Raw genomic sequence first — 8,561 nt, 5'->3', positions numbered from 1 at the left:
GTCAATTTGCCATTTTATTCATAGATCTGGATGACTTTAAGCCTATCAACGACAGTTTCGGACACTTACTTGGTGACAAACTGCTGGTCGCACTCGCCGACAAACTCTCTGCTGCGCTGCGACCATCAGACATGGTGTCCCGCATTGGCGGCGATGAATTCTTGGTATTAGCAGATGAACTTACCCACCTCGATGAGGCTCACCTACTCGCCGAACGCCTAATGCATATGATCTCAACCCCTGTAGAGATCGACGGCATTGAACTGCGGGTGAGCGCAAGCATCGGAATCAGTATTTATCCTTCCCAAGGGGACAGCATAGACAGCCTGATCCACGCTGCAGATCAAGCTATGTATAGCGCTAAAAAGCAGGGTAAAAATCAGATCGCTATTGCATCCCAGGACACCACACAACTTATTCCACGATAACAGTCATCAAGCCCTCCGCGCTGTGCTAACCTGACCGGATTACGCAGCGCGGAGACCGTTCATGAAACCCGGCAAGAAAAGCATTCTGCTTGGCATCGTTACCCTTGTTATCCTCAGCTTCTTTCTGTTCGATCTCGGACGCTTTCTTGATTTTTCCTATATCAAAACGCAACAGGAAACGCTATCTGCCTTCGTTAACGGTAACCTTTGGCTTAGCATCGGCCTCTACTTCTGTATTTACATAGTCGCCACCGGCTTATCTCTCCCCGGCGCTGCCGTACTTACCCTTTTGGGGGGTGCATTATTTGGCACACTCTTGGGCTCAGTCGTTGTATCCTTTGCAAGCTCAATTGGTGCTACCGTTGCATTTCTGGCGGCGCGATACCTTGCACGCGGCTTCGTCTCACGCCGCTTTTCCGTGCTGCTAGCTCCCATTAATCGTGGCATCGAGCGCGATGGCATCTCATATCTTTTCAGCCTTCGATTGATTCCACTCTTTCCATTTTTTGCGATTAATCTGGTGATGGGCGTCACACGCATGCCGGTTAAAACCTATTACTGGGTTAGCCAGCTAGGCATGCTCCCTGCAACAATAATTTACGTAAATGCCGGCACTCAGCTTGCCGCACTGGAGGATATCCAAGGCATCCTATCCCCCACCATCCTTGCCTCACTTGCTTTACTGGGACTTTTTCCCTGGATTGCTCGCATTGCCATCAAAGTGGTTCAGAAGCACCGCATTTATAGAAAATTTACCAAACCCACTCACTTTGATCGCAATCTACTGGTGATAGGCGCAGGCGCAGGCGGCCTTGTTACGGCCTATATCGCAGCAGCCGTAAAAGCCAAAGTCACCCTCATTGAAAAAAATAAAATGGGAGGCGACTGCCTCAATACGGGGTGCGTACCCTCAAAAGCACTCATCCGTACCAGCCGCTTTCTTGCAGACATACGCAATGCGAAGACCCTTGGCATTCAAACCGCAGAGGCAAATTTTGAATTTTCGGACATCATGCAACGTGTCAAACACGTCATTACTCAGATAGAACCGCACGATTCAACTGAACGCTATGAAAAGCTTGGCGTTGAATGTCTATCTGGCGAAGCAAGGCTAGTCTCACCTTGGGAAGTAGAAGTTAACGGACAACGCCTATCTGCCCCCAACATTGTTCTGGCGACAGGCGGAAGACCACGAATACCCGACGTACCGGGCATTCATGATGTAGCACCGCTCACATCCGATACACTTTGGGAACTGGATCAACTTCCTCCGCGACTATTGATACTGGGCGCGGGAGCAGTCGCCTGCGAGCTTGGCCAATGCTTCAACCAATTTGGCAGCCAGGTCACGATCGTTTTACGCGGTAGCCAGATTCTTTCACGCGAAGATCTGGACGCCGCTACACTGGTTGCAGACCACCTCACCCAGGAAGGCATCAACATCTGCTATGAGCACACGCCAATAGCATTTCGGGCACTAGAAAAAGGCTACGCGTTGACCGCTCAACACCAAGACCGACAAGTTGATATTGAATTTGACCGGGTTTTAGTTGCCACCGGACGTACCGCCAACTTAGAAGGACTCGGACTAGAACAACTTGGGATCGACACGAAAGACCAAGAACTGCTTGAGGTCGATCGCTTCCTACGCACCCGCTGCCCTAATATTCTCGCCTGCGGAGATCTGGTCGGGCCTCATCAGTTCACTCACGCAGCAGGTCATCAAGCATGGTATACCGCCGTGAACGCCCTGTTTGGCAACATCAAAAAGTTTGCAGTGGATCATCGCTATATCCCTTTCACTACCTATACCTCACCAGAAATAGCGCGGGTAGGCTTAAACGAGAAAGAGGCCGATGCTCAGGGAATTCCGTATGAGATCACCCGCTACGACCTGTCAGATCTTGATCGGGCTATTACTGACTCTCACGATTACGGCATGGTGAAAGTACTGACCGTACCGGGTAAAGACCGCATTCTTGGCGTCACTCTGGTAGGCAGCCGTGCATCCGATATGCTTGCGGAGTTCGCGCTGGCTATGCGCCACGGCCTGGGATTAAACAAAATCCTTGGCACTATACATGCCTACCCTACCTTCTCAGAAGCCAATAAGTTTGCCGCCGGAGAATGGAAACGCGCCCACAGCCCTGAAAAGCTATTAACATGGATCGAAAAGTACCACAGATGGCGTAGACGCGAACAACACAGTCAATCATCCGATTTGAAATAGGAACACCGCGAGACTAACCGAGGAACTTCTTCCGCAATAAGCGACAGGCATAAGGCGCGGCCTGTCGCAGCCAATACCACTGATATAGCAGTGTCAGCTTCCACCAACCCTTAGTTCGATATTTACGGGCACTGGTCTCTAATGCAGACGGCAACATCTGCAATGACACACCCGCTAAACGCAAACGCCACACCAGTACATGATCTTCGCCATACGGCAGATCTTCGCAATACCCCCCCACCTGCAGAAAAGCAGTTCGAGGTAGACAAAACGCCTGATCACCAAAGGGCACACCGAGCCAACGAGACCGCAAGTTCGCACTGAACGCATTCAACCAGAGCGGCCCGCTGCCATCTTGAGCGAAGCTCAGTTGATAATAGAGCAGCGCCTGAGGCCGGGACAGCAGTGCATTCTGCAATGCAGCCACGCCTGTGTCAGTTAACACAGAGTCCAGATGCAAAAACCAGAGATACTCCCCGGTCGCAAGCTTTGCAGCTGCATTCATCTGTTGCGCACGTCCACGAGACGTGACGACAATCTCAGCTGAGCAACTCTGCTTTACGACCGACGCCAAGCGTTTACTTTCCGGACACAATGCCACGATGATCTGCCAGCACGCTGGCAGCATTTCCAACTGCCCCAAGAGCGGTGGCAACTCCGGCTCTCCGGGTCCGATCGGAATGATAACGCTGACAGACATCAGGTCTCGCTGCAGCTGGAGCCATATTTGAAGCAACTGAAACAACGATGATGTTTCATGCTGATACGTATCTCCAACGCCTCGGCCAGCGACCCGGCCAGATCATACTCACGATCATCGTCCACTAAGGTGCAGGCATATACGCGCATCTGCCCATCTTGCTTCACAACCATCTTACTAAAGGCACACATAAAGCCAGCACGACTTTCTGCAGAATGATATTGCGTCATACAATTCGTGCTGATATCAGGCCCTCCACCCACGCTGCCGGGCGGCAGAAAATCAGGAAAGGCCACAAATGTCAGATCATCCTGAATGCCTTGCTTATCGAACAGCTGTCGATAAGCCAACTCGACAGCAAGCTTGTCCTCATCAGGCTGCATATGACGTGCAACGGAGACCGAAAAGCCTTTGCGCTGCAACATCCGGATACCATCGAGTGCCCGTTGAAAATTCCCTTCACCGCGCCCTTCATCATGTTCATGCTCAACAGGGGAATCCAGGCTTACACGAAAGCTGACGGGATACGGAGCCTGAAGCAACACATCCAACTCATCAATGCGTTTGTGTAAAGCCTCAGTGCCATTTGTGAGTACCAAACACGGCTTATGCTGCGCAGCGAGGCTCAGAATTTTCACCAGATCTTTTGCCAAAAACGGCTCACCACCAGTAAAAGAAAACTGCTCAACCCCCAGCAACAATGCTTCTTTTATGAGAGGTTCCGCATCTGCCAGCTTCACCAAACCAAGCCGCTGATCGCCCGGACCTGAGCCCTCAAGACAGAAATCACAATTCAGGTTACAAGCCGTGCCCGTATGAAACCAAAGCTCACGCAACATAGAAGGCTCAATATAACCACGTCTTGCTCCATCCGCCGTTTCATACCAATCACGACTACGAATCCGCTCCATTCCAACCTCGCAACTCATACCAACACTTAACCGCCGCTATACTACTTTGACGCCTGACCATACTCATTTGATTGCCAGCGATTAATAATCGCCAACAAAGACTGCCTTGCAGGGCGCGGATCCACACGCAAACTTTTGCTGACCCTCTCAAGATCATCCAAACGATCAACATCCGAGCAAGGTGCAGACCAACCGACTCTCTGCCCTGCACGCTCACACAACTGCTGCAAAGAAGCCCCCAACTGCGGCGTACTCCAAGGCATCGGTTTCAGTTCCGGCCAGGGTTTCCGATTAGCCATCAAGGAGACCCCGCCATCCTCAGCCGCTGCAAAAACCGCATCGTGATCGGCCAGCAACTCCACAGCCTGTCCGAGCAATCTTGCATTCAATTCCGGTGCATCAGAGCCAATCACCAGCAGCTGCCCTGCTCCTTTGCCTCGAAGCAGACGATCAATCGCCTCTATACGCTCCCCAAGATTACCTTCACTCTGCGGAACAACAGACGCTGAACGACGTAACAAGTTTGCGGCCCATGCGATTTCAGTATCAGAGTGAGGCGCAATAACGACGGGGCCCGGCCAATGCTCAAGATCTTCTAGCGCACATGCTAATAAACCCACGGCAATTTCAAAGGCTGCCTGCTCACCAAGATCTGCCGCCAGACGCTGCTTTCCAAAGCCCAAAGCGGGACGCTTACAAAAAAGAACCAGTGTAGTGTCAGACATCTATACTCAACTCTATTTAATGACAGTACGCACTGATAAACCAAAAAAGGCAGTCATAACGACTGCCTTTTCAGGGTGTGGGTCAATTATGACTCTCGGAACCAACTTGTACCCTCACGGGTGTCTTTCAGAATGATCCCCTGCGCCGCCAGTTCATCGCGGATACCGTCCGCAGCAGCAAAGTCCCGATCTTTCTTGGCCTGAGCTCGCTGCTCAATCAGCACCTCAATCGCATCGGAACTCAGCTCGCCCTCTTTATCTTCCCCTTTCAGGAAACTGTCAGGATCTTGCTGCAACAACCCGAGAATACCGGCCAGGCGTTTTAGCTGAGCCGCTAACTGACCTGCTTCGGCACGATTCTCTCGCACAGCGATGTTCAATTCGGTTACTAGCTCAAACAACACCGCCAATGCTTTTGGTGTGTTGAAGTCATCGTCCATAGACGCGTAGAAACGCTCATCGAAATCATTTTCAAGTGGTGCATCATTCAGCTCAACACCCCGCAACGCCTGATAGAAACGCTCCAATGCACTACGCGCTTCTTTCAAACTGTCTTCGCTATAATCGATATAGCTGCGATAATGTACGCTGGACAGGAAATAACGAACCACTTCCGAGTTGTACTTTTCAAGCACATCCCGAATGGTAAAGAAGTTACCCAATGATTTGGACATCTTCTCTTTGTTCACCCGAACCGGACCGGCATGCATCCAGGTATTAACGTACTTAACACCGTTAGCCGCTTCTGACTGCGCAATCTCATTCTCATGATGAGGAAACGGCAAATCAGGTCCCCCACCATGGATATCAAATGTGTTACCTAAGCAGCATTTTGACATTGCAGAGCATTCAATGTGCCAACCTGGACGACCCGGACCCCATGGCGATGCCCAGCTCACCTCACCCTCTTTTGCTGCTTTCCACAGAACAAAATCAAGCGGGCTTTCTTTAGCATCTTCGACGTCAACACGCGCGCCGGAGCGCAACTCGTCAACGTTTTTATTGGTCAGGCGCCCGTACGTTGCAAACTTCTCAACGCGATAATAAACGTCACCGTTGCTCGCGGCGTATGCGAATCCCTTCTCGATGAGTGTCGAAACCATCTCAACGATATCGTCAATATGACCGGTCGCACGCGGCTCCTGATCCGGACGTAAAACAGAGAGACGGTCTTCGTCTTCATGCATCGCTGCAATCATTCGCTCCGTCAGCTGGTCAACGGCCTCACCATTTTCGCCTGCACGCCTGATGATTTTGTCATCAACATCGGTGATATTACGGACGTATTCCACATCCCAACCACGGGAACGCAGGTATCGGGTAATAACATCAAAAGACACCATGACCCGGGCGTGGCCGATATGACAGAGGTCATATACGGTAATACCGCATACGTACATTTTGATCTTACCCTCTTCCAATGGCACGAAAGGGGCTTTATCTTTTGTCAGCGTGTTATAAATCTGCAGCACTGATCTCTCCACTATCTCTGTCGGTTATTACTTCTGTGCTTTTGCCCAAGAATCGCGCAGGCCCACCGTGCGGTTAAACACGAGTTTGTCACTGCTAGAGTCAGGATCAACACAGAAGTAACCGGTACGCTCGAACTGGAATCGGCTTTCTGCAGGCACGTCTTTCAAACCCAACTCCACGCGTGCATCACTCAGCACTACAAGCGATTTTGGGTTAATGAAGTCTTTAAAGTCACGCTCTTTGTCACCATCAGGATTCTCTTCGGTGAACAAACGATCGTACATCCGCACTTCACATGGCAAAGAGTTATCTGCAGAAACCCAATGCACGACGCCTTTCGCTTTGTAGCCAACCGGGTTCTCACCTTTAGTCGCCGGATCGTAGCTACATTTCAGCTCAACAACGTTCCCCGCTTCATCCTTAATCACTTCATCACAGGTGATCACATAGCTACCACGCAAACGCACAGCCACACCCTGCGTCAGACGCTTCCACTTACGCGGAGGCACTTCGGCAAAGTCATCCTGCTCGATCAACAGGTTGCGCGTGAAAGGAACAGTACGGACACCCATGGTTTCATCTTTCGGATGAGCTGGCAGTTCAAACCACTCTTCAGCCGCTTCATCGTAGTTGGTGATAGTAACTTTCAGTGGCCGTGTAACGCACATCGCACGCGGTGCACTGCTATCCAAATCTTCGCGGATAGATGCCTCTAACATGCCCATATCAACGGTACTGTTAGAACGAGTCACACCAATGCTGTCGCAGAAGTTGCGAATAGAGCCAGGGGTATAACCACGGCGACGCAAGCCCGAAATAGTTGGCATACGAGGATCATTCCAGGAACCTACGATGTGCTCGTCAACCAGCTGTTTCAACTTACGCTTACTAGTCACGGTGTAGTTGATATTCAGACGGGCAAATTCTGTCTGCTTTGGCTGCGCAGGTACCGGCAGGTTTTCGATAAACCAATCATACAGCGGACGATGCTCTTCAAACTCCAACGTACACAGAGAATGCGTAATACCTTCAATTGCGTCAGACTGACCATGCGCAAAATCGTAAATCGGGTAGATGCACCATTTGTCACCGGTCTGATGATGAGACATGTGCAGAATACGATACAGCATCGGATCACGCAGAATCATGCTCGGCGAAGCCATATCGATCTTGGCACGCAATGAGCAAGCACCTTCGGCAAACTCACCATTTTTCATCTTCTCAAACAGCTCAAGGTTTTCCTCAACGCTGCGATCCCTGAACGGACTATTACGCCCCGGCGTAGTGAAATTGCCACGATAGTCACGTGCATCTTCAGGGCTTAGGTCACAAACATAAGCCTTACCCTCTTTGATCAGATGCACAGCCCAGTCGAAGAGCTGCTGAAAATAATCAGAGGTGTAACGGACATCGCCGCCCCACTTATAACCAAGCCAGCTTACATCAGACATAATGGCATCGATGTATTCCTGACTTTCTTTCTCTGGGTTCGTATCGTCAAAACGCAGATGACATACGCCGCCAAACTTCTCAGCGGTACCGAAGTTCAGACAGATCGATTTTGCATGACCGATGTGCAGATAACCGTTGGGTTCCGGCGGAAAACGAGTCACTACTTTATCGTGGGTACCCGCTGCCAGATCATTTTCAATCATCTGATGGATAAAATTGGAAGCCTTGCTGGTTTCGTTATTACTCATATCTAACGTCTTGTCGCTACTATTCGCTGCTTCTGGAGCCTGATAACACAGGCACTTTTGATGCGAGCCATTATAAACAGATCACCGCTTGAAAGCATCGCCAAGCCACGTCTAATTGTTTGATTGAACGGATAAATTAACGCACGCATCTGTAAGTTAGATGCGTTCAACTGCTACTTGCGTATAATAGGGGCAAAAAACGAGTCAGAATCGGGAAAATTATAATGATCATCTTGCAGACCAATCTGGGTGACATCACTCTGGAACTGGATTACGAGAAAGCGCCAAAAACCGCTGAGAACTTCGAACAATACGTTCGCGACGGCTTTTACGACGGTGTTATCTTTCACCGCGTGATCAACAATTTCATGATTCAGGGCGGCGGCTTCGAGCC

8 protein-coding genes are annotated in these 8,561 nt (G+C 50.4%); 3 read left to right on the top strand and 5 right to left on the bottom strand.

Features of this window, described 5'->3' with window-relative positions:
• The coding region (locus tag ABYW01_RS08205; RefSeq protein ID WP_372831992.1) for a diguanylate cyclase domain-containing protein at positions 1–428 on the top strand (428 nt) is incomplete at its 5' end.
• Positions 429–489: 61 nt separating this feature from the next.
• The gene (locus ABYW01_RS08200) at positions 490–2,658 is read left to right on the top strand and encodes an FAD-dependent oxidoreductase (RefSeq protein WP_372831990.1); all 2,169 of its coding nucleotides are present in this window, start codon (positions 490–492) and stop codon (positions 2,656–2,658) included.
• A gap of 13 nt (positions 2,659–2,671) precedes the next feature.
• On the opposite strand, the gene ABYW01_RS08195 is transcribed toward ABYW01_RS08200, so the two are convergent.
• From ABYW01_RS08195 to ABYW01_RS08175, 5 genes are all read right to left on the bottom strand, one after another.
• Entirely contained in the window at positions 2,672–3,358 is a 687-nt protein-coding gene (locus tag ABYW01_RS08195; protein WP_372831989.1) for a glycosyltransferase family 2 protein, read from the bottom strand.
• A complete protein-coding gene (locus ABYW01_RS08190) occupies positions 3,358–4,287 on the bottom strand; it encodes a radical SAM protein (RefSeq protein WP_372831988.1) in 930 nt (309 codons plus the stop codon). The genes ABYW01_RS08195 and ABYW01_RS08190 overlap by 1 nt, the downstream gene beginning before the upstream one ends.
• A 23-nt stretch (positions 4,288–4,310) precedes the next feature.
• Positions 4,311–4,994 carry a DUF2064 domain-containing protein gene (locus ABYW01_RS08185; RefSeq protein ID WP_372831987.1) on the bottom strand — a complete coding sequence of 228 codons (684 nt, stop codon included), beginning with the start codon at positions 4,992–4,994 and terminating at the stop codon, positions 4,311–4,313.
• A gap of 86 nt (positions 4,995–5,080) precedes the next feature.
• Positions 5,081–6,466: a cysteine--tRNA ligase gene (gene cysS / locus ABYW01_RS08180; protein ID WP_372831986.1), complete on the bottom strand. Its 1,386-nt coding sequence runs from the start codon at positions 6,464–6,466 to the stop codon at positions 5,081–5,083.
• A 27-nt stretch (positions 6,467–6,493) separates the two neighbouring features.
• A complete protein-coding gene (locus ABYW01_RS08175; protein WP_372831985.1) occupies positions 6,494–8,167 on the bottom strand; it encodes a glutamine--tRNA ligase/YqeY domain fusion protein in 1,674 nt (557 codons plus the stop codon).
• A gap of 224 nt (positions 8,168–8,391) precedes the next feature.
• On the opposite strand from ABYW01_RS08175, the gene ABYW01_RS08170 reads away from it, so the two are divergent.
• On the top strand, positions 8,392–8,561 hold a 170-nt coding region (locus tag ABYW01_RS08170), incomplete at its 3' end, for a peptidylprolyl isomerase (RefSeq protein WP_372831993.1).

Origin of the sequence: Pontibacterium sp. (assembly GCF_041587635.1) — a bacterium.
Classification (GTDB): Bacteria; Pseudomonadota; Gammaproteobacteria; order Pseudomonadales; family Balneatricaceae; genus Pontibacterium.
Note: the sequence above shows the minus strand (reverse complement) of the source record. Positions and strands in the feature narration are given on the sequence as shown.

Coding starts and splice junctions, on each gene's coding strand:
- ABYW01_RS08175 (WP_372831985.1), bottom strand. CDS start 8,167: ATGAGTAATAACGAAACCAGCAAGGCTTCCAATTTTATCCATCAGATG.
- ABYW01_RS08190 (WP_372831988.1), bottom strand. CDS start 4,287: ATGAGTTGCGAGGTTGGAATGGAGCGGATTCGTAGTCGTGATTGGTAT.
- ABYW01_RS08200 (WP_372831990.1), top strand. CDS start 490: ATGAAACCCGGCAAGAAAAGCATTCTGCTTGGCATCGTTACCCTTGTT.
- ABYW01_RS08185 (WP_372831987.1), bottom strand. CDS start 4,994: ATGTCTGACACTACACTGGTTCTTTTTTGTAAGCGTCCCGCTTTGGGC.
- ABYW01_RS08195 (WP_372831989.1), bottom strand. CDS start 3,358: ATGTCTGTCAGCGTTATCATTCCGATCGGACCCGGAGAGCCGGAGTTG.